The organism is Microbacterium schleiferi (assembly GCF_020781975.1).
Classification (GTDB): Bacteria; Actinomycetota; Actinomycetes; order Actinomycetales; family Microbacteriaceae; genus Microbacterium.
Genome location: NZ_JAJGNI010000007.1, coordinates 26,772 through 47,127, shown reverse-complemented (window position 1 = coordinate 47,127; position 20,356 = coordinate 26,772). Strand labels below are relative to the sequence as shown.

General features: G+C 67.8%; 23 protein-coding genes and 1 pseudogene. 13 read left to right on the top strand and 11 right to left on the bottom strand.

The genetic code is table 11. The features are described 5' to 3' along the window. Nucleotides 1-159: 159 nt before the first annotated feature. Entirely contained in the window at nt 160-630 is a 471-nt protein-coding gene (locus LL236_RS09495) for a general stress protein (protein ID WP_228178508.1), read from the bottom strand. Nucleotides 631-676: 46 nt separating this feature from the next. Further along, nucleotides 677-1,561 (bottom strand): M48 family metalloprotease, encoded by an 885-nt coding sequence (locus tag LL236_RS09490; RefSeq protein ID WP_228178507.1) that lies wholly within the window; start codon nt 1,559-1,561, stop codon nt 677-679. 290 nt (nt 1,562-1,851) lie between these two features. Between LL236_RS09490 and LL236_RS09485 the strand changes: the two genes are divergently transcribed. Beyond that, nucleotides 1,852-2,046: a hypothetical protein gene (locus LL236_RS09485; protein ID WP_228178506.1), complete on the top strand. Its 195-nt coding sequence runs from the start codon at nt 1,852-1,854 to the stop codon at nt 2,044-2,046. Nucleotides 2,047-2,096: 50 nt separating this feature from the next. Here LL236_RS09485 and LL236_RS09480 read toward each other — a convergent pair whose 3' ends face one another. Together LL236_RS09480 and LL236_RS09475 are read right to left on the bottom strand one after the other, a co-directional pair. After that, entirely contained in the window at nt 2,097-2,423 is a 327-nt protein-coding gene (locus LL236_RS09480; protein WP_228178505.1) for a MerR family transcriptional regulator, read from the bottom strand. A 76-nt stretch (nt 2,424-2,499) separates the two neighbouring features. Continuing rightward, on the bottom strand, nt 2,500-4,620 hold the full coding sequence (locus LL236_RS09475; protein WP_228178504.1) for an amylo-alpha-1,6-glucosidase: 2,121 nt from the start codon (nt 4,618-4,620) through the stop codon (nt 2,500-2,502). A 146-nt stretch (nt 4,621-4,766) separates the two neighbouring features. On the opposite strand from LL236_RS09475, the gene LL236_RS09470 reads away from it, so the two are divergent. The 3 genes from LL236_RS09470 to LL236_RS09460 all read left to right on the top strand — a co-directional run bounded on the left by LL236_RS09470 (nt 4,767) and on the right by LL236_RS09460 (nt 7,527). Beyond that, nucleotides 4,767-5,918 (top strand): glycosyltransferase family 4 protein, encoded by a 1,152-nt coding sequence (locus tag LL236_RS09470; RefSeq protein WP_228178503.1) that lies wholly within the window; start codon nt 4,767-4,769, stop codon nt 5,916-5,918. A 97-nt stretch (nt 5,919-6,015) separates the two neighbouring features. Beyond that, nucleotides 6,016-7,218, top strand: coding sequence for an IS256 family transposase (locus LL236_RS09465; protein WP_228178674.1), 1,203 nt, complete (start codon nt 6,016-6,018; stop codon nt 7,216-7,218). 42 nt (nt 7,219-7,260) lie between these two features. Next, nucleotides 7,261-7,527 (top strand): DUF6112 family protein, encoded by a 267-nt coding sequence (locus tag LL236_RS09460; RefSeq protein WP_228178502.1) that lies wholly within the window; start codon nt 7,261-7,263, stop codon nt 7,525-7,527. A gap of 45 nt (nt 7,528-7,572) precedes the next feature. Here the strand turns inward: LL236_RS09460 and trxA are convergent, their stop codons facing one another. From trxA to LL236_RS09430, 6 genes are all read right to left on the bottom strand, one after another. After that, nucleotides 7,573-7,995: a thioredoxin gene (gene trxA, locus LL236_RS09455; RefSeq protein ID WP_228178501.1), complete on the bottom strand. Its 423-nt coding sequence runs from the start codon at nt 7,993-7,995 to the stop codon at nt 7,573-7,575. After that, nucleotides 7,992-8,297, bottom strand: coding sequence for a glutaredoxin family protein (locus LL236_RS09450; RefSeq protein ID WP_228178500.1), 306 nt, complete (start codon nt 8,295-8,297; stop codon nt 7,992-7,994). Before LL236_RS09450 ends, trxA begins: the two co-directional genes overlap by 4 nt. Continuing rightward, nucleotides 8,297-8,944 carry a redoxin domain-containing protein gene (locus LL236_RS09445; protein WP_228178499.1) on the bottom strand — a complete coding sequence of 216 codons (648 nt, stop codon included), beginning with the start codon at nt 8,942-8,944 and terminating at the stop codon, nt 8,297-8,299. The genes LL236_RS09450 and LL236_RS09445 overlap by 1 nt, the downstream gene beginning before the upstream one ends. A 97-nt stretch (nt 8,945-9,041) precedes the next feature. Then, nucleotides 9,042-9,542 (bottom strand): Hsp20/alpha crystallin family protein, encoded by a 501-nt coding sequence (locus tag LL236_RS09440; RefSeq protein ID WP_228178498.1) that lies wholly within the window; start codon nt 9,540-9,542, stop codon nt 9,042-9,044. Between the two features lie 146 nt (nt 9,543-9,688). Further along, a complete protein-coding gene (locus tag LL236_RS09435) occupies nt 9,689-10,615 on the bottom strand; it encodes an integrase core domain-containing protein (protein ID WP_228178497.1) in 927 nt (308 codons plus the stop codon). Between the two features lie 50 nt (nt 10,616-10,665). After that, nucleotides 10,666-10,881, bottom strand: a complete 216-nt coding sequence (locus LL236_RS09430) for a helix-turn-helix domain-containing protein (RefSeq protein WP_308017254.1) — start codon at nt 10,879-10,881, stop codon at nt 10,666-10,668. A 44-nt stretch (nt 10,882-10,925) separates the two neighbouring features. On the opposite strand from LL236_RS09430, the pseudogene LL236_RS09425 reads away from it, so the two are divergent. From LL236_RS09425 to LL236_RS09390, 8 genes and pseudogenes are all read left to right on the top strand, one after another. Then, nucleotides 10,926-11,696: pseudogene (locus tag LL236_RS09425) on the top strand (hypothetical protein); the annotation flags it as partial. Next, nucleotides 11,693-12,712: a ParB N-terminal domain-containing protein gene (locus tag LL236_RS09420; RefSeq protein ID WP_228178496.1), complete on the top strand. Its 1,020-nt coding sequence runs from the start codon at nt 11,693-11,695 to the stop codon at nt 12,710-12,712. The pseudogene LL236_RS09425 and the gene LL236_RS09420, both read left to right, overlap by 4 nt. Nucleotides 12,713-12,761: 49 nt before the next feature. Then, complete coding sequence (locus tag LL236_RS09415; protein ID WP_228178495.1) at nt 12,762-13,451, top strand: hypothetical protein; 690 nt, start codon at nt 12,762-12,764, stop codon at nt 13,449-13,451. Nucleotides 13,452-13,464: 13 nt separating this feature from the next. Beyond that, nucleotides 13,465-15,102, top strand: coding sequence for a M23 family metallopeptidase (locus LL236_RS09410; RefSeq protein ID WP_228178494.1), 1,638 nt, complete (start codon nt 13,465-13,467; stop codon nt 15,100-15,102). Then, on the top strand, nt 15,102-15,368 hold the full coding sequence (locus LL236_RS09405) for a DUF6112 family protein (protein ID WP_228178493.1): 267 nt from the start codon (nt 15,102-15,104) through the stop codon (nt 15,366-15,368). Before LL236_RS09410 ends, LL236_RS09405 begins: the two co-directional genes overlap by 1 nt. 127 nt (nt 15,369-15,495) lie before the next feature. Next, a complete protein-coding gene (locus LL236_RS09400) occupies nt 15,496-15,765 on the top strand; it encodes a DUF6112 family protein (RefSeq protein ID WP_070638106.1) in 270 nt (89 codons plus the stop codon). A 30-nt stretch (nt 15,766-15,795) separates the two neighbouring features. After that, complete coding sequence (locus LL236_RS09395; protein ID WP_228178492.1) at nt 15,796-17,127, top strand: type IV secretion system protein; 1,332 nt, start codon at nt 15,796-15,798, stop codon at nt 17,125-17,127. Nucleotides 17,128-17,135: 8 nt separating this feature from the next. Continuing rightward, nucleotides 17,136-18,602 (top strand): PrgI family protein, encoded by a 1,467-nt coding sequence (locus LL236_RS09390; RefSeq protein ID WP_228178491.1) that lies wholly within the window; start codon nt 17,136-17,138, stop codon nt 18,600-18,602. Nucleotides 18,603-18,612: 10 nt separating this feature from the next. Here the strand turns inward: LL236_RS09390 and LL236_RS09385 are convergent, their stop codons facing one another. Next, nucleotides 18,613-19,473 (bottom strand): DUF4062 domain-containing protein, encoded by an 861-nt coding sequence (locus LL236_RS09385; RefSeq protein ID WP_228178490.1) that lies wholly within the window; start codon nt 19,471-19,473, stop codon nt 18,613-18,615. A 456-nt stretch (nt 19,474-19,929) separates the two neighbouring features. On the opposite strand from LL236_RS09385, the gene LL236_RS15015 reads away from it, so the two are divergent. Then, nucleotides 19,930-20,343 (top strand): hypothetical protein, encoded by a 414-nt coding sequence (locus tag LL236_RS15015; RefSeq protein ID WP_308017253.1) that lies wholly within the window; start codon nt 19,930-19,932, stop codon nt 20,341-20,343. The last annotated feature ends 13 nt before the right edge of the window (nt 20,344-20,356 follow it).

The following is a 20,356-nucleotide window of genomic DNA, read 5'->3' as shown; positions in this document are numbered from 1 at the left end:
GAAGCATCAGCTCGGCTGGATGAGCGGACGACGCCAAGAGGTCGACGGCGCCCAGCCGCAGCTTGCGGCAGTTGGCGCGCACGGCGACGCGCGAGAGCCGTTCGCTTGGACGCGCGGGTTGCGCGCGTACGGGGTTGAGTGGCTGACGAGTTGGCTTAGTTACTGTTGCGGCTGGGCTTCGGCGAGCAACGTCCGGGCCTGTTCGAGATGGTCCGGGCTGGTCATGACGTCCCAGTGTTCAGCGGCGAGTTGCTGTACGGATGAGAAGTCGCGGCCGCCCCTCCAGATGCCGTGCCCTGCGAGACCGAAGATCGCTCCCCAGAGCGCGCCGAGGCCGACCGCCCACAGTGCCGTCCAGAGCCAGAGAATCCCTGGCGTGAACAGGGACAGTACGAGTCCGATCAGCAAGCCGAACCATGCCCCGCTCGCCGCGCCGTAGCCGGCGGCGCGAGCGAACGTCATGCGCCCGGTCACCTGCTCTTCGATCCGGACATTCCAGCCGACGATCGAGACGTGCTCAACGGGGAAGTCGGCATCGGCGAGCTTGTCCACGGCGGCCTGCGCGGCCTGATAATCCTCGTAACGGGCGAGGAGTGCACGAGCGGGCGTGGTTGCGTTGTTCTCGGTCATCAGAGTTTCTCCTTTCGAAGGTGCGGTTATCGGTGGTGCGCCATACTCAGCGAATCGACGCCGGGCGTCGGTGATCTCCGCGTTCGTCGGCGAGTTCGAGCAGTCGCCGCACACGTTGAGACGTCGGCGGATGCGTCCGGAACAATCCACCGAGCCCGTCGTCGGCGAGCGGGTTCGCGATCATCAAGTGGGCGTTCGCGGTGGTCGCAGGCGTGCTCACCAGCGGCGCGCTGTGCACGCCTGCCTCGATCCTCTGCAACGCCGCCGCCAACGCGAGCGGATCGTCGGCGAGCTCGGCACCGTCAGCGTCGGCCTCGAACTCGCGAGTACGGCTGATCGCGAGTTGAATAAGTGCGGCCGCGACCGGCGCGAGAACGAGCATGACGAGCGTCGCCAGCGGGTTCGGGGCATCCTCATCGTCGCCGCCCACCGGCAGGAAAAACGCAAAGTTGGCCAGCGAAGTGATCACGCCCGCGAGACCGGCGGCCACGCTCGAGACGAGGATGTCTCGATTGACCACATGGGACATCTCGTGCGCTAGGACGGCACGAAGCTCACGCCATGTCAGCAGCCGCAGGATTCCTTCGGTGACGCATACCGCCGCATGACGTGGGTCACGACCCGTGGCAAACGCGTTCGGCTGCGGCAACGGGCTGATATACACCTTCGGCATCGGCACGCCCGCAGCATCCGACAGCTCCCGCACCGTCGCAATGAGAGTGGGCGCCTCCCACTCACCCACGCGACGCGCTCCCATCGCGCGCAGCGCGAGACGATCCGACCAGAAGTAGGCGGCACCGTTCATCGCCAGCGACAAGAGCGCCGCGACCGCGAGGCCCGAGCCGCCAGCGATCGCATACCCTGCTACGAGCATCAACGCGGACAGCGCACCCAACAGGACAGCTGTCTTGAGCCCGTTCCAACGACGCATTGGACATCAACCTCCCCGGCTCATTAAACTTGCGTCGCTACGTGTCAAGTTTAACGTGGCTCCGTCTATCCTTCAACTCGATCTGCGAGTAACCTGCTACTCTAGGTGAAGGTTTTCAGGCTCAGTATGTGCAGCACGCAAGCGTTGATCTTGCCCTCGGCTGCGCACCGGTGCCGCGAGGTCCCACCTCGTGCTCCGGAAGTCATCGCAGCAGCGCGGTGGGCGACTTCGAGCAGGCGAGGCATCTGAGATTCAGCGAATGAGGCGATGAGGATAAGGAGGAGCTGGGGATGACGAAGCAACCGGGTGAGGATCCTGAGGTTCCCCTCGAGGATGCCCTGGAGCAGGACATAGATGCGGGCCCCGGCGCGGCGGACGACCGGGTCGCGACCTCGGTGCCGCTGCCGGAAGACGCCGACCCGATTGACGCATGGGAGCAACGGATCGAGACTCCCCTCGACGATGAGGATCAGCGGGAGCTCTAGAGACGAGTCAAGAGATCGTCGGCCGGCCCAATCTTCCGACCGAGTCGGCGTCAGGCCGTCGGTCGCGACCGCAACTCGCTGATCTCGTGCTCGAGGGCCTCGACCCTTCGCCGGAGGGCGAGAACCTCTCTGACGCCAGGAAGCGTGACCCCGGCCTCGGTGAGGTCCTGGACCTCGCGAAGCCTCTCGACCTCGTGACGCGAGTAGCGCCGTTGACCACCATCGGAGCGCTCTGGGGACACGATGTCCTCGTCGTCCAGTCGACGAAGCGCAGCCTGCTGCATGCCGAGCAGGGTAGCCACCTGGCTGATCGTGTAAATGGGGGCGTCGTCCTGGTACAGGGGCGGCATCGCTTCGCTGCTCTTTACCTCCGCCATCTCTCATTCCTTCTTCTCCATCGTGCATCTCACGGACGCATCTTTGAACACGCGGACGGCGACTGGGTCCGGCCGCTCAGTTTCGAATCACACGAGCGTGATGCTGGTCGGCCTCCACGTCGACCCTCCCGGAACCGAGTGGCAGACCGCGGATCTGCACCTGTCCGATCATCGCAGGAACTGGCGCCACCGTCACAAGCGCGCCACGCTCGTCGGCGTCCAACGCGAGTGCGATCCTGAGCAGCTCGAAGGGTGTGGCCGCCGACCATGCCTGCGGTGAACAAGATGTGGGATACGGAACCGGCACCGGCTTGTCGCGACGGTCGAACCCGCAGAACAGCTCGGGAAGACGGCCACCGAACGCCTCGAGAGCGTCGAGAAGACCGGACAGCACGCGGATCGCCGCGTCTTCGCGCCTGTACCTGATCATCCCCGCAGCGGCGATGACGGAATCGTGCGGCCACACGGAGCCGTTGTGGTAGCTCGCCGGGTTGTATCGGGCGGAACGGTCCGAGAGCGTGCGAATGCCGAAGCCGGTGAACATGTCCGGCGCGACCAGCCGGTCGATGACGGCGTCCGCGACGTCGTCGTTCACGATGCCTGTCCATAGGCAATGCCCAATGTTGGAGGAGATCACCGTGACGGGCCGCTTCTTCGCGTCGAGCGCGAGGGCATAGAAACCCTCCTCCGGCATCCAGAATGCGTCGTGGAAACGACGTCGCAGCCTCTCCGCGTCTTCGCGGAAACGTTGCGCCTCGGCCGCAGAACCGAGAGCATCCTCGATCTCCGCAGCCGCGAGATAGGCCGCATAGCAGTACCCCTGCACCTCCGCGAGCGCGATCGGCGCTTCCGCGACGGAACCATCGGCATGGGCGATCGAGTCTCCGCTGTCTTTCCATCCCTGGTTCAGGAGCCCGCGGTCGGTGCTCCGCTTGTACTCCACGAACCCGTCTCCATCGCTGTCGCCGTAGGTGCGGATCCAGTGCACCGCAGCGTCCACGGCAGGCTTGAGCTCGGCCAGCTCTTCCAACGGGACCCCCCACCTCAGTGCCCGGCCCACCAGCATCACGAACAGCGGCGTCGAATCCACCGAGCCGTAGTACACGCTTTCGCCCCCCAGGGTGAGGGAGAGATCCGCGCCGTGCCGGACTTCGTGGAGAATCTTGCCCGGCTGCTCCTCAGCCATCGCCAGCTCCCTCGTCCCCTGTAGCCGCGCAAGCATTCGGGCGGTCCCGAGCGCCAATCCGGGAGCGTAGGGAAGCATCATCCAGCTGGTGATCAGAGCGTCACGCCCGAAGAGGGCCATGAACCACGGCGCGCCCGCCGCGACCACCTGGTCCTCGGGATGCTCGGGGTCCACGATCCGCAAGGCACCGAGATCACGTTCGCTGGTCGAAAGAGCCTGGGCGAGCACGGTGTTGCCGACCTCGATGACCGGTGCCGCCTCGTGCCATCCCTGCATCCGCCGCGCAGGCTCGGTATGGGCCAGCGGCCGGTCAAGGGGGAAAGACGCCGCCAGTTCGTCGCCTGCGACGATCGGAAGAACCTCGACACTGGTCTGCCACTGTCCATGAGCAGGCACCACCGTGCGGAAGGTGAGGACCCCTGGAACGGCCTGCGCTCCCGGCGCGTACACGCGCACCCCGCGCTCCTCTCCTGACGACGCGGACACGAGGAAGGAGACCGAGTCAGAGCTCGCCGTCGACGAGACTCCGAGAGCGCGCACGGGTCTCGCCTCCTTCACCTCGAAGAGGTCGGCGAAATCGGCATCGAGATGCAGAACGATGTCGAGTCCTGCAGACTCGGCCCCGAAGTTGGACACCACGATGTCCTCCCGCATGCCCTGCCCGACCATCCGATGGCGCTCGACGATCACCGTGGGCTCGACCTGTCCCGGTCGGGTGGGGATACGACCCACGAAACGGCACTCGAAAGGCTCAGCAGGCAGCACGGTGAGCGGCTCGACCTCATGCCCGTCGATACGCAACTGCCACCGCGAGAGCACTCTGGTGTCCCTCACGAACAGCCCGTCGCTGCGGTGGGGGACGATATCCCCGTTGGGCTGCGACACGCAGAACGAGGAGCCTTCCACCAACGTCACGGAGCCCTGGAGCTGCGGAACCGCTCCGATCCCGTGGGGTCCGGGCTGATCATCACCGACCAGGCCTCGCGCTTCCAGGTCTGCTTCGGAAGCCACTTCGCGCTCCTTCCTCACTCGAACTCTCGCTCGAGACCACCATACCTATACTTGTAACGGTAAGTTACATGGATCTATAGTGCGAGCAACTCTTCGATGGGGAAGGGAGATGTGATTCCGGGAACGAACACTCTTGGGAGTAACTCATGTCACTCATCGTCGAACGGCAAGACACCGCGACACCGCACGAGAGCGGGCAACCGCTCAAGATCGGCATGATCGCGCCGCCATGGTTCGAGCTTCCCCCCGCGGGATACGGAGGCACCGAGACTGTCGTGGCCGGACTGGTCGACCAATTGGTCGACCGCGGGCACGAGGTCACCCTCGTCGGGTCCGGCAGGTCCAGAACGCGCGCACAGGACTTCAGACCCGTGTACGACACGCCTCCGTCGCATCTGCTCGGATCGAGCGTGATGCCCGAGCTCGTGCTCGCCGCCGAAGTAGGACGGATCATGGACGAACTCGACGTGGACATAGTCCACGATCATTCCGCGGCCGGCCCGCTGCTCGCGCGGCACCGACGACAGCCCACCGTCGTGACCATGCATGGTCCGGTCGCCGGTGAGAACGGTGATTACCACCGTCGCCTCGGATCGACGGTCGGCATCATCGCGATCTCCGACGCCCAGCGACGACAGGCACCAGAGCTGAACTGGGTGGGCACCGTCCACAACGCCATCGATGTCGCGGCCTTCCCCTTCCGAGAGCAGAAGTCGGACACGGTGCTCTGGCTGGGTCGGTTCAGCCCCGACAAGGGAGCGCACGTCGCCATCGAGACCGCCCGTCGCGCAGGGCGGAAGATCATCCTCGCCGGAAAGCTCACCGAACCCTCGGAGAAGGCGTACTTCGACCGAGAAGTCCGCCCCCTGCTCTCCCACGACGCCGAATACATCGGCGAGGCCGATACGCACCTCAAACGCGAACTGTTCGCGAACGCCGCGTGCCTGCTGTTCCCGATCCAGTGGGAGGAGCCCTTCGGGATGGTGATGGCTGAAGCGCTCGCCTGCGGCACGCCCGTGATCGCCACGCGCCGGGGAAGCGTCCCCGAGATCGTGCGACATGGGGAGAACGGTTTCATCGCCGACGCTGCCGACCAGCTCGTCGAGGCGGTCCAGCGCGCCTCGGAGATCGACCCGCATATGTGCCGGAACGATGCCGAGCAACGCTTCGACCTCCCCGTGATGGCCGCGGGATACGAGCGCATCTACCGCATGCTTGCCGAGGGAACCGCGGAGATTCGAACAATGACCGGGACCGCCGACGCATCGGAACCCCGGAGGCGGAGCGACAGGACATGACGGGACTGTCTGACTAACGGTGGATCTGGTCGGGCCTGACCGAAAGGAAGGGTGATGACCGATGTCATCGAGATGATCGATCCTGTGACGGGGGGAGATCATCGACGAGCAGCAGCTCGCGGAGCAGCTGCTGAAGCAAGCGAAGGAACGGGGCGTCGACCTCGTCGGCCCGGACGGGTTGCTGAACGGACTGACGAAGCGGGTGCTGGAGACGGCGCTCGAGGCGGAGATGACCGAGCACCCCGGCTATGAGAAGCACGCTGTGTCGACCAGCGAGAATGCGCGCAACGGGACGAGGTCGAAGACCGTGCTGACCGAGGTTGGTCCCGTTCAGATCGAGGTTCCTCGGGACCGGGACGGGTCGTTCGACCCGAAGATCGTCAAGAAGCGGCAGCGGCGGTTGACCGGGGTCGACGAGATCGTGCTCTCGCTCACCGCGCGTGGGCTGACGACCGGGGAGGTCGCCGCGCACTTCGACGACGTCTACGGGGCGTCGGTGTCCAAGGACACGATCTCGAGGATCACGGACAAGGTGATCGAGGAGATGACCGAATGGCAGAACCGTCCGCTGGATCGCGTCTATCCTGTGGTGTTCATTGATGCTCTGGTGGTGAAGGTCCGGGACGGGCAGGTGCGCAACAAACCGTTCTATCTCGCCGTCGGCGTGACCGTGAACGGGGAACGCGACATCCTCGGCATCTGGGCCGGCGATGGCGGTGAGGCGCTCGGTGTCCTCACCGAGATCAAGAACCGCGGCGTCGAGGACGTGTGCATCGTCGTCTGCGACGGCCTCAAGGGTCTGCCAGAGTCGATCAACACGGCGTGGCCGCTCGCGACGGTGCAGACCTGCATCATCCATCTGATCCGTAACACGTTCCGGTTCGCGTCCCGGCACTACTGGGAAGAGATGGGCAAGGACCTCCGCCCCGTCTATACCGCCCCGACCGAGGCTGCCGCGGTCGAGCGGTTCGAGGAGTTCGACGCGAAGTGGGGCGGGCAGTATCCAGCGATCACGAAGCTCTGGCAGAACGCGTGGTCCGAGTTCGTGCCGTTCCTGGACTGGGACGTCGAGATCCGCCGGGTCATCTGCTCGACAAACGCGATCGAGTCCCTCAACGCCCGCTACCGCCGCGCCGTGAGGGCGCGCGGGCACTTCCCCAACGACGCTGCGGCGCTGAAGTGCCTCTACCTCGTGACCCGCTCGCTTGACCCCACCGGCAGGGGCAGGGCACGCTGGGCGACGAGGTGGAAGCCGGCACTGAATGCGTTCGCGATCGCATTCGAAGGCCGAATCGACTAACCATGCGCTCGGCCAGATCCACCGTTAATCGGACACACCCTGATGGACGTGTTCCCCGACCTCGGTGGCGTCGGGGGTGCTGCCCAGCTCCACGAGATCGTCGGCGCGCTGCTCATGGCTGTCCTCGTCACCGCTGTGCTCATGCTCATCGTCTGCGCCATCGCGTGGGCGGTCGCATCATCCTGTGGCAGTCACCAAGCCGCGACCAAAGCCCGCACAGGACTGTTCGCCGCGGTCGGCGCTGCGATGCTGGCCGGGGCCGGCGTGGCCTGGCTCAACTTCCTGCTGGACGTCGGCACTGGGCTCTGAGCCATGCGTTCCGCCGTGCGGATGCCATCGCCTAATTGGGTTCTGTCAGGTGTTGAGGGAACGTTCGACCCAGGCGCGCAGCTGCGGCGCGGGAACGGCGCCGACCATGCGGTCTACTTCTTCCCCGTCGCGGTAGACCAGAAGGGTGGGGATCGAGGAGACGGCGTGGCGTTGGGAGATGCGTGGCGAAGTGTCCGCGTTGACCTTGGCGACCTTGAGGCGTCCGGCGAGGTCGCGGGAGAGCTGGTCCACGACCGGCGAGATCTGCCGGCACGGGCCGCACCAGGGCGCCCACACGTCCACCAGCACGGGGAGTGTCGCCTCCCCGACCACCGTGTCAAACGAGTCATCGTCGGCGTCCACGAGCCAGGGCAGGTCGGTGTGGCATTTGGCGCAGCGCACCCTGCCCGGACGCGCCTGGGGCACGCGGTTCTTCGCCGCGCACCCCGGGCACGTCACGACGCTCACAGCCACACCCCGTGCCGGGCGAGGACGGCATGGACCTGGCGGAGGCTGGGCTCCATGAGCCACTCCCCGTCGATGTGCACGACCGGAGTGCGCAGCCGTCCGCCCGTTAGCGCCTCCAGGCGTGCATGCACGGAGGGATGGTCGTCGAGGTCGACGTAATCGTATCCGACACCTGCCCGATCCAGCGCCCGGCGGATCAGCTGCGTGATCCCGCACCAGCGGTTGCCGTAGATCGCCACCGGCACCGTTCGCGTGCGGGGCGCGCGCCGAGGGCGGGTGGGGGTGACATCCCAGATCGTCATCACTGCACCTCCTTGTCGTCGTTGTTGCGCTCGTTGTCGTCGTTGTGCTCCTCGACCGCGACGAGGTCGAGGGCGTCAACGAGCGCGTCGAAGTCCGGCAGCTCCTTCAGCCGCTCGGACACGTGAGCCCAGCGGATGATCCCGTCGGCGTCGACCAAGTAGACGGCGCGTTCGCTGTGCCCGTCGGCGTTCCGCCACACGTTGTACGCGCGGGCCGTCTCACCCCGTGGCTGGAAGTCGCTCAGCAGCGGGTAGCGGATGCCGCGCACCGCAGCCCACGCGCCATGACTGTAGATCGAGTCGACCGAGATGCCCAGCAGCCGGATGCCGCGGGATGCGAACTCGTCATACTCCTGTTGGTACAGCTCCAGTTGCACACTGCATCCCGGACTCCAGTCCAACGGATAAAACACCAGCGCCACCGGAGACCCGCGCAGCTCCGAGAGCCGCACGATCGTGCCGTCCGCGGCCGGGAGCGCGAAGTCCGGCGCCCGCGTCCCCGGCTCCAGACCCGTCGTCACCCGGGATCCGCCCATCGGAGGCGCGCTCCGATAGAGTTCGCGAACCGCAGCCAGATCGTCCGCAGGCTCTACGACGGGGGCGGTCTCGATGCTCGTCGCCGAGTCCAACAGATCGAAGGCGTCCATCACGCAACCCCCGTTCTCCGAGAACGGACGACGTGAACGGGAACGTTCCCGCGCATCCGGAGCCCGGGGCCCTTCCGGGCCCCGGGCAGCCACCGGGTCAGGAGTCGACCGAATGCGCGGGTCGGGCTTTTGGGTCCGCGACCTCCTTCTCGGCCACGCCCGCCCCGATCGCGTGCGGGGTAGAGGACGAGGATCCTTCGACGGCGACAGCGACCTTGCGCGGGAGCGCATCGGCTCTCACCGGCAGCGTGATCTTCAGAACGCCATCTCGATAGTCGGCCGCGATCGCATCCAGATCCACCTCGTCGCTCAGCGCAAGCTGCCGAACCACGCGCGCGGAACTGCGCTCGCGGACCAGCCAGCGCTCGCCGCGGTCCTCCCGTGAGGTATCGCGGTCCGCGCGGATGGTCAGCAGCCCCGCCTCAGCGGAGACGTCGATCGACGACGTGTCGAACCCCGGAAGATCGGCCTCCACTACATAACGATCATCCTCCCGGTAGAGGTTGATCGGCGCGGAACTCAGCGCAGACTCCGGGAACCCGGAGAAGAACGCCGAGCTGATCCGGTCCAGTTCCTTGAACGTATCGAACAGCATCATCACTCTCCTCTCGTGTATTGAGTCACCTCGACTCAATTTTACTCTGGGTGACGCACGAGCACGCAGATTTATTCCCGCTCGCGCAGAAGAATCTCCGCGCCGAGAACCATGCATCGTGCATCGCTGTCGCACCTAACTGTCGAGATCTATCTCGGCAGCATCAAAAGTGTCCCGCGGCAAGTAGTTGGCAGGATTTCTTCTCTTTCGAAGGTGGGGATGGTGGGGTCGGCCAGGCCCAGGTGCACCTCCATCGGCCGGTTCCAGGCGATCGCCTCGTGAGGCCGCTCGGTGTTGTACTCGACCCGGTAGTCCTCGGCGCGCTCGATCAGGGTCAACGCGTCGGGGATCTCGTCGAGGAACAGCCGCTCATACTTCAGCGTCCCGAACCCGCGTTCGCGTGACCCGTTCTGCCCGGGCGATTTCACCCGAGTGCGGACGTGCCGCAGCTCGGGGTGACGCAAGATGAACAACTCGAAGTTCATCGACCGGAACGGGCCACCATTGTCAGTCACGAGGGTCACGACCGGCAGCAGCTCGCCGGTCTCCGGGTCGACCTGACACTGATCGACGAGGGGGTGCCCGAACATGCGCTCGTAGTCGGTCAGGGCGAGCTCGACGGCGGCGATCGCGTCATGCTGGTTCGCCGTGGGCGAGGTATGGAAGGGGTGCTCGACCTTGGAGAACCAATCCCGGCACCCCGCGATCCGCCACGTCCCACCCTGGGTGGTCTCGAACTCGCTGAAGTCCAGCTGCCACACCTGGTTCGGGCCCGTCGGGTTCCTCGCGAACGCCGCCTTACGGTCTCTCGCGAGCTCACGGCGCTGCTTCTGATACTCCGACGGCAGGATCAGCCCGTCATCGCGCAGCAGGCGCAGCACGGTCGCCTGCGACACCCGGTGCCCGTCGTGGCGGGTCATCGCCCAGATCTTCCGATGACCCCACGCCGGATGCGCCAGCGCGTGCTTGGTCGCGAGCGGCCTGGCCGCGTCCCGCGCGGGCTGCGGCCACGGACCCTTCGGCGGGCGATCCGCTCTCGCTTTGGCCTGCCAGCGGCGATACGAACGCTCGGGCACGCCCGTCAGCTTGCAGAACCTCGACGTCGGCATGCCCGCCTCCAAACGGATCACCTCGAGGTCCTCGAAGGGCCCAGCCGGCCCTCCGCGCTCTTCTTCCACACCCGGATCTCGACCGCCGCCTCACCGAGGGCCTGCGTCAACTCCGCGACCTCATCCTCGAGCTGCTGCTCCCGGGTCGAGGGTTTGGACTTGCCCGCCTCGATGCCGGCCTTGCCGCCCTCGAGGAACTGGCGCTTCCAGTTCCCGATCGCTTGCTCGGACACCTTCTCGCGGCGGGCGGCTTCGGCGATCGTGATCTCGCCTTGCAGGCGCGTGGGAGCACGACCCGGTAGCGGCAGAGCTGATGGTCTTCGCGGCCGAGAAGTACGCGGCGCTGGCGCACAAGCACCGGCTCGATCCGTGGGAGGCCGCGTCGGCGGCGTTCGACGTGATGCGCACCAAGGCCGCCCGCACCGCCGATGACCCGTGGGCGGTCATCACGCACGCGGTGCGGATCACCTGCATCGCCGAGGAACGCGGCCAAGGGCTGCTGTGCTCGACCCACCAGGCACGCCGGCCCCGCTACTCGATTTTCCACGACCCCGAACGGCTCTCCGACCGCGAGAACGTCCTGAGCGACTACCATCCCGCGTTCCAGATCAAGGACGCCCACGACCGCGACGACACCGAAGAGCAGGCACCGGCCGAGCCGGCGGCGACCACCGCGGCGTCGGCGGTGGAGGACGCGATCACGCTGCTGATGCTGCTGGACTGGCCCGAGGGCACGGCACGCTCGGCGGTGGAGCACGTCTGCGTGGCGCTGACCCGCGTCGGGAACCGGCACACCGCCTACGAGACGCTGCGACGCGACAAGCACGCCCGAGCCCTGATCGACCTTCCGGGACGCTCCTGGGCGGTGCTGCTGCGCGCCCTGCTCGGCAGTCCGGACCCGGCGCTCGCGGCGACCGGCGCGGGACGGGGCGTGCTGTTGCGGCTGCTGATCGGCGAGACGCTGCCGGTGCTGCTGCGCGATGACGACCTCGTGCTCACCCTCTCGCTGGCCGCGCCGGGCACGACGAAGGCGCGGGGTGCGGGATGAGCGCGCCGGCCGGGCACATCGAGCTGGAACGGGCGGTGGACTCCATCACGATCGGCAACCGGCACCGCACGGACCTGGGCGACCTCGACGCGCTCGCGGCGTCGATCGACCGGGACGGCCTGTTGCAGCCCCCGACGATCACCCCGGACGGAGTGCTGGTGTGCGGGGCGCGCCGGATGGCGGCGATCAAGAAGCTCGGCTGGCGCCGCGTCAGCGTGTGGGTGCGCTCCGGTATCTCGGACCGGCTGGGACATCTGCTGGCCGAGCAGGACGACAACCAGCTCCATAAGCCGCTCACCCCGATCGAGGCCGCCGCCTTGTACCGGGAGATCAAGGAACTCATGGCCGAGGACGCCGCCCGCCGCAAGGCCAAGACCCAGTTCCACGAGGGCCACGAGCCGGGCCAGCATGGTCCCGCCGATTCAGCGGGACCATCGGATCAGCACCAGCTCGGGGATGCTCGGACGCAGGCGGCGCGGATGGTGACCGGCTCGGCGTCCTACAGCCGGCTGGAACAGATCGGCTACCTGCAACACCTGGCCGACGATCCGACTGTCTCCGAGGCGGTGCGTGCCCAGGCGCGGGACGGGCTGGCGCAGATCGAAGCCGGCGCGGCGGTCAACCCGATCTTCCAGCGCCTGCGCGACACCCAAGCCGAGGCGGACAGCGAGCGGGACCGGCGGTTGCACGAGCTGGCCGACGAAGCCCTGGCCCGCGTCCACGCCGCCAAGGCCAGCAAAGCCAGCAAGCCGGCCACGCCGAAGCGTCGCCCGGTCGTTGAGGACGAGGAGCCGGCGCGGTACCCGGTGCGGGCGTTCGTGCTGACCTGGGGCGACCTGGAAGCGTGGTGGACCCACTACGACGTGGACGAGCTGGCCGTCGAGCTCACTGACGAGCAGGCCGAGGCGTTCTTCGCCACAGTCGAGGGCACCACCGAGTTCGTCGATCAGCTCCGCACCGCCCGCGCCACCGTCGCCGCCGAGCAGGCCGGTCGGCCGCTGCTACGCGCCCTCTGACCCAGGTCGCCGTCGCTGTCGTCGTTCCGGGCGGCGAGCACCTGGCGATATGAAGACGAATCCCGCCTCTTGGTCCCGTGGCCGCCTGATCGCCGTGATCGCCGCCGGCCTCGTCCTGCTGATCCTGGTCGGCATCGGCGTCTACGGGCTGATCGCCGGCCCGCAACGACCCACCGCACCCGATCCCGGATCAGATCCCACCGTCACCGCGCCGGGCGAGACCGGGCCGAGCACGCCACGGCTGCCGCAGATCAGACCGTCCAGTGATCCCGACGAGTTCGCCCGCAACCTCGCCGAGGCCCTGTTCGCGTGGGATACCGGCTCGGGGCTGATGCCCTTGGACTACACCAGCGTGATCCTCGCGGTGGGTGATCCGTCCGGCACCGAGCAGGCCGGCCTCGCCGCCGACATCGCGTCCTATCTGCCGTCGCGGGAGGCGTGGATCGAGCTGCGCAAGTACGCCACCACCCAGCACCTCACCATCGAGTCCTGGTTCGTGCCCGAGGCATGGGACACCGCGGTCGAGCAGGCCCAGCCCGGCCAGCTCCCGCGTGGTGCGACCGCGGTCACGATCGAGGGAACCCGGCACCGCGAGGGCGTCTGGAACGGCGAGACGGTCACGAGCGAGCATCCGGTGTCGTTCACCGTGTTCCTTGCCTGCCCGCCTCCGGCACCGGAGTTCCGCACCGGCCTGTGTCATGTGCTGCGCCTGTCGCAGCTCGACAACCCGCTGCGATGACAGAGGGCGCGTCGTGGTCAAGAAGCTCCTCATGCTCGGACTCGCCTTCGTCCTGTTCGGCCCGGCCTGTCTCCTGCTGTCGATCGGCGTGCTGATGAATCCGGCCGCCGCGAACTGCGCAGTCCCCGGCGGCAGCGTCACGGTGGGCAACGTTCCTGACTCGTTGACCGTCACCACGCAGGACGGCACCACGTTCACGCTGAACAAGACCCAGCTCACGCACGCGGCGACGATCATCACGGTCGGAGGCGGCATCGAGGGCGTGGGCCGGCCCGGCATCAAGATCGCGCTGATCGCCGCGCTCACCGAGAGCACCCTGCGCCAGCTCGCCAACACGAGCGCCTACCCCGAGTCCGCGAACTACCCCAACGACGGCAACGGCGGCGACCACGACTCCCTCGGTTTGTTTCAGATGCGCCCGCAAGCCGGGTGGGGAACCGTCGCGGAGCTGATGGACACGACCTATCAGGCCCGCGCGTTCTACGGCGGACCCGAGGGCCCGAACTATCCCTCGCCGCGTGGCCTGCTGGACATTCCTGGCTGGGCGCAGATGGACCCCGGCGAGGCCGCGCAGGCCGTCGAGGTCAGTGCCTACCCGGACCGCTACCGCAACTACGAGCCGGTCGCCGAACGCATCCTCGACGCCCTCACCGGCGCGACGGGCGCGGCCGGCCCAGCCGCCGCCCCGTTGGCGGCAGGCCCGGTCGCGGAGTCCTCGCGGGTCGTGTTCCCGCTGCCCGAGGGGACGTGGGTGCTGACTTCTCCGTTCGGGCCGCGCATCCACCCGATCACCGGGGAGCCGTCGTTCCACACCGGCACCGACTTCGCCGCACCGGACGGCACGCCGATCCTCGCCGCCGCGGACGGGACCGTGACCGTGGCCGAGTTCTCCGGCGGCTACGGCGGGCTCATCGTCATCGAGCACCAGATCGACGGCGCGACGGTGGCGACGGCCTACGCGCATATGTGGCAGTCCGGCATCCACGTCTCGACGGGTGACCGGGTGACCGCGGGCCAGCACATCGGCGATGTCGGCAGCTCCGGCAATAGCACGGGCCCGCACCTGCACTTCGAGGTCCGGCCCGGCGGCACCAGCGGCGAGGCCGTCGACGCGGCCAAGTGGCTCAACGACCACAACGCGGCCGACCTGCCCGAAGCCACCGTCGGCAGCCCCGCTGGATGCGACACCAGCGGCGGCACCGCGGGCGCGTCGGCACCGCTGGACGGCGACCCCGACCGGATGGTCGATGACCCCACCAGCTCGGGGCAGATCACCGCGCGCATGGCGCACGTCATGGCCCAGGCCCGCGCCGCCTTCCCCGACACCTCGTGGGCGTGCTACTCGCCCCGTCCCGGTACCGTCTCCGAGCATCCGCTGGGCCGCGCCTGTGACGTGACGTTCGGCAACGCGATCAGGCAGTACCCGACGCCCGCGCAGCTCGAAGCCGGATGGGCGCTCACGAACTGGTTGAAAGACCATGCCGAGGTCTTGGGCGTGGAGTACCTGATCTGGCAAGGCACGATATGGTCCCTGGCCCGCGACGCCGAAGGCTGGCGCCCCTACAACGGCGGCGGGATGCACGACCCCGGCAACGTGACCGGCGGGCACTTCGACCACCTGCACATCACCGTCCAAGCCGGCGGTGCGTGATGGGAGTGTTCCCCGACTTCGACGGGCTGGGCGGCATCGGCGATCTGAAACAGGTCATCGGCGCCCTGCTGACGATCGTGCTGATCGTCGCGGTTCTCATGGTCATCGTCTCCGCGATCTGCTGGGCGTTGGGCGCGTCGCACGGCAACCCCGCCCTCGCCTCCAAAGGCCGGGTCGGGGTGCTCGTCGGCATCGGCGCCGCCGCGCTCGCCGGCGCGGGAGTGGCGTGGGTGAACTGGCTCATCGCCCTCGGCAACCAGCTCTGAACCGCACCGAGTGAAGGCCCGCCTGCAGGCGGGCCTTTCCCATGCCTTCACACGCTCGCCGGCGTCCAGTCGCTCAACGGCCTACCTCGCCGCCACAAGCCATCCGCTCAGCGAGGGAGTAACCGCCGTGATCGACATTGACCCCAACAGCTCAGGACTGCCCGGCATCGAACAGCTCCGCACCATCGTCGGCGCCGTGATGACGGTCGGCCTGATCCTGTCCGTCTTGGCCTTGATCGTGAGCGCGATCGTGTGGGCCTACGGCGCCAACAGCTCGAACCCGCACCTGGCGGGCAGGGGCAAGCTGGGCGTCCTCATCTCCTGCGGTGCCGCGGTGATCTGCGGCGCGGCGGTGACGCTCGTGAACTTCTTCTGGAACGTCGGCCAGGCCGTCTGAGACGGCCGGTCACACAGCAGGAGATTCGTGATGGGTGTCTGCGACGTTCCCGTGATTTCGACCGTCTGCGACGTGGCCGGCGAGGCCGCTGCGACGGTCGTGGCCGCCCCGTTCGACTGGCTCGCCCAGGCGATGGGTGGCGCGGCCGGCTGGCTGATCGAGGCGATGTGGTCGGTGTTCGACACGACCACGCTGGTCGATGTCCAGACGGACGGGTTCACCAGCGTCTACAACCTGATCTTCGGCATCGGGGTCTTCCTCGTCCTGATCTTCTTCTGTCTGCAACTCATCACCGGGCTGATACGCCGAGACCCGACCGCGCTGTCCAGAGCCGCGCTCGGCGCGGCGAAATCGGTGCTGGGCGCGTTCGTGGTCGTCACGCTGACGGCACTCGCGCTGGAAATCGTGGACCAGCTCTGCATCGGCATCATCCAGGCGTCCGGCGAGACCACCGGGACGATGGGCGACAAGATCATCCTGCTCGCCGCCGGGCTGACCGGCATCAACATCGCCGCCCCCGGCGTCGGCGCGATCGTGACGATCTTCCTGGCTGGGCTGATGATCGCCGCCGTCGCGATCGTCTGGTTCAGCCTGCTGATCCGCAAGGCGCTGCTACTGGTCGGCGTGGTGCTGGCACCGATCGCGTTCGCTGGCGCGTCCTGGGACGCGACCAAAGGGTGGATCGGGAAATGGGCGGCGTTCGTGATCGCGCTCATCATCAGCAAGCTCGTGCTCGTCGTCATCTTCTTGCTGGCGATCACGCAGATCGCCACCCCGATCGAGCTGGACATCGCCGCGGTCACCGAGCCGATCACCGGCATCGTGCTCATGGGCATCGCGGCCTTTGCGCCGTACATGGTCTACCGCTTTGTCTCCTTCGTGGGCTTCGACCTGTACCAGCAGATGGGGACCGAGCAGGAGGCGAAGAACGCGCTCAACCGTCCCGTCCCGATCCCGTCCAAGCCCCAGGGCGGCGGTGAGCCGAAGAAGGTTCTCGAAGACCCCAATGGCGGCGGGTCGGATGCAGGATCAGGTGGCACGCCTCCGCCGTCGCCCGCCCCGGCGCAGGCACCTGCCGTGGCCGGCGGTGAAACCGTGGGCGCCGAGGCCGGCGCTTCGGCGGCGGGCGCGGGACCGGAGGCAGCCGTCGTGGTCGGAGCGAAGGTCGCCAAGGATGCCGCCGAGGCCGGGCCGAAGGCCGGGCACGCGCTGGCCGGTCAGGCCGAGACCGCCGCGGACGCCGCGAGCGGGCAGAACGGCGGTACCCCGCCGCCGTCGCAGACGCCGCCGCCGTCCACGCCGCAACCGCGGACGCCCACGGAGCCGTCCAACCCCACGGCATCGCCGTGGGGCAAGGAGTGATACCTGCCATGCCCACCACGGAACAGAAGACACCCGGTAGCGAGCTGACGCCGATGAAGTTCAGCCGGCTCGCCCGCCGCGGGGTGCTGCTCGGCCTCTCGGTCTCTCAGCTCGTCACCCTCGGCATCGGCGGCTTGGCGCTGTTGGCCGCATTCTACGGCGGCGCCGGGATGCTGCTGGCCTACACCGCCCCGGTCTGGCTGCTCGCCGTCGTGCTCACCTGGGTGCCGGTCGCAGGCAGGCCAATGGTCGAATGGCTCCCGGTCGCGCTCTGGTGGCTGTGGCGCTCCACCGGCGGGCAACTGCTCTACCGGCGCCGGATCGTCAAGCCCCGCCCGGCCGGCACTCTCGCGCTGCCCGGCGACATGGCCCGGCTGCGGGAGCACCTGGACCCCGAGACCGGGGCATGCATGATCCACGACCCCCGCCAGGCGACCTTGACGGTCGTGACGGAAGTGACCCATCCGGCATTCATCCTGCTGGACCCCGGCGAGCAGGAGCGCCGCATCACCTCGTGGGGACGGGTGCTCGCCACGGTCTGCCGCTCCGGGAGAATCGCGACCCTGCAAGTGCTCGAACGGACCCTGCCGGACTCCGGTAGCGGGCTGGCCGAGTGGTGGGCCGAGCACGGCACCGACGACGGCTCCTGGGCCGCGACCACCTACCGCGAGCTGATCGAGCGGGCCGGCCCCGCCGGGGAAAGGCACGCCACCACGGTCAGCCTCTCCCTGGACATGAAGGTCGCGGCTCGACAGATCAGGACCGCCGGCGGCGGCATCCGCGGTGCGGCCGCGGTGCTTCGGCAGGAGATGGCGACCCTGGTTGCCGCGCTGCGGTCGGCGGATTTGACCCCTTCGGGGTGGCTCGGTCCCGGCCAGGTCGCGGTCATCCTGCGCTCGGCGTATGACCCGGCCGTGGCCGCGACCTTGGAGCGCCACGGGAGGCTCGGGCAGGAGCTCGCCGCCGCCGGCCCGGTCGCGGTCACCGAGACCTGGGGCAACCTGCGCACCGACTCCGCCTGGCATACCGTCTTGTGGGTCTCGGAGTGGCCCCGCAGCCTCGTCTATCCGGGGTTCCTCGCGCCGGTGCTGCTCTCCACCGGTATCCAGCGGTCGGTGTCGCTGATCTACACCCCGATGCGCTCGGACCAGGCGGCCCGCGACATCCGCAAGAAGAAGGTCGAGCACATCTCGGATGCAGCCCAGCGCGCCCGGATCGGGCAGATCGCGGACGCGGCCCAGACCGCCGAATACCAGGACGTGCTGCAACAGGAAGCCGACCTGACCGCCGGCCACGGGATTCTGCGAGTCTCCGGGCTCATCTCCGTCTCCGCCCCCAGCGTCGACGAGCTAGACGCCGCGGTCGCCGCGATCGAACAAGCCGCGATCCAAGCCTCCTGCGAGACCCGCAGGCTCGTCGGCCAGCAAGCGGTCGCGTTCACGGCGGCCGCGCTGCCGCTGTGCCGCACGGTGTAGCTACAGGCTGCTACCCAACGTGGAAGTCTCGATGCTTGTCTTCATCATCTTCGGCCCATTGAATGCGAAGAACCGGGTCGCCCGACCCTCCGAAGGTGAACATCACAGGCAGTCGCCGGGTCTGGCCACGGTGGATCGTTGTGGGACCTTCCGGACCAGCGATGAACATGGCGCTGTCCTCGCCGACGCTCTCGAACGCCACGCCTTCCGCGTCGCGATCGCCAGTGTTTGTGATGTCGAGCCAGTGCTTCGTCGTGTAGCGCGGAGCACCCTTCGAGTTCACTCCCGAGACTTCACGCTCTTGATGGGGCTGAACCAAGAAGTCCACTCCGCTTGGCTGCGACTGCGCGGCGGGTATCGAGTCCAGTTTCAGGGCGACGATGTCATGCTCGATCGCTTTCCAGACCTCGTGATTGAGCTGCTCGGAGTTGTTGAACTCGCCCAGGAGACCGCGGTCTTGCATATCCTTCTTGAAGGCACGGAGGGCGTCGAGCTGCGCAGTATCGATGTCGTTCGGCAGCGGGGCGGTCGAGAAGTACAGATGGACAGGCTTGCCCAGCTCAAGCGCCCGATCCACTTCCTCGGCAGTTCCCGAGATGGCGTCAGGCGTCGGTGAACCGAGCCGTCCGCCGAACAGCGCGAACACGATGTCGGAATCATCGACGCCCTGCGCATTGATGAGCTTCTGCGGATGAGCTCCCATGACAGGGACTGCTGATGTCTCCCATCGCCACGGCTGCAGGATCACGCCCTTATTCCTAGCGTTCGCATCATTCCAGCCGTGCACCGCCTTCTCAACGGCGTCGCGAGCCTCGGTCACATCTGAGGGCGAGGCGATCATCACGCGCAACACCGTAGCGACATAGGACATGGCTACCAGCCTACGGAGGGCGACGGACAGTGGACCGGGCGACGCGCACCTGGCGGACACCAAAGTCATGGAGGCCGTCATGCCGACGTTCACGAATCCCATCACCGATGCCCGCGAAGCCTACGAGGCGTTGCACGGGCTCGCGCACGCCACCCGCACCTTCGAGAACCCGGCCGACACCTACGCCGTGATCGGCGACCTGCTGGGCGGGCTGCGATCGCTGCGGCAGGTGCTCGACCAGCTCGCCACCGCCCACCTGACCCGTCAGCACCACGTCACCGACGACGCCCGCGACCACGCCGCCGGCGCGGCCGCGGCGCTGGCGGCCGCCGACGAGCTACACCAGGCGGCGCCCTCATCGACCAGGCCGACGACCGCCTCGGCACCGCCTTCAACCAGTCAGGCCGGATCGTCTGGAACCCGCAGGACCGACGTGTCGAGCGGTGGATCGGCGTCGTGTTCCTCCAAGGCGAGGAAGCCGACCAGACTCTCGACCTCATCGACCGAGGCGGCGACGAGGCGGGCATCGAGCATCTGTCCATGTGGGACTACGGCGACGAGACCACCAACGCCGCCTTCGAGAACGGGGATGTCCACGACACCGCCCCCGTCTATCCCGGAGACCGGCAGGCCGAGACCGGCGACTACGCCATGACCTACAACCTCCAGGCCGGGCACGTCGCCCTCTACCGGCGGCACCTGATCCCCGCCGAAGACGCCATCGACCCGCCCACCACGGCGCACGTCCCGCCGACCCGCAACACCGCCGGTCGCGAGACGGCAGCTCGACGCAGCGCCGTCCGTGACGGGGGCTGGTTCGAGCATCCCGGCGTTGCCGCGGTCAAGCAGGCCCGCGGGCTGTCGCTCTGACGTAGCCAGCGCA